General features: G+C 69.5%; 1 protein-coding gene. It reads left to right on the top strand.

The genetic code is table 11. The features are described 5' to 3' along the window. Positions 1-46 precede the first annotated feature (46 nt). The coding region (locus IF73_RS38465; RefSeq protein WP_037881958.1) for a putative T7SS-secreted protein at positions 47-259 on the top strand (213 nt) is incomplete at its 3' end.

The raw sequence follows: 259 nt of genomic DNA on the forward strand, positions 1-259 counted from the left end.
CGACGATCGAGCAGGCCGAGCAGCCGCGGTGGGGGGAGAGCCGCTGATGGTCGACTGGAAGGGGTGGGGCGACAAGATCGTCGACGGTGTCGGTTCCGGTATCGACAAGGGCAAGGAACTCGTCGGCGAGGGTGTCGACTACGTCACCGACAAGACCGGCCAGGCGCTGGACAAGGTCGGTGCGCACGACTGGGCGGACGCGGTCGAGGACTGGGGCGACGAGACCGCCTCCTCGCTGGGGGCGTCGGTCGGGGAGCAG

The organism is Streptomyces sp. NRRL F-5727 (assembly GCF_000719555.1).
Classification (GTDB): domain Bacteria; phylum Actinomycetota; class Actinomycetes; order Streptomycetales; family Streptomycetaceae; genus Streptomyces.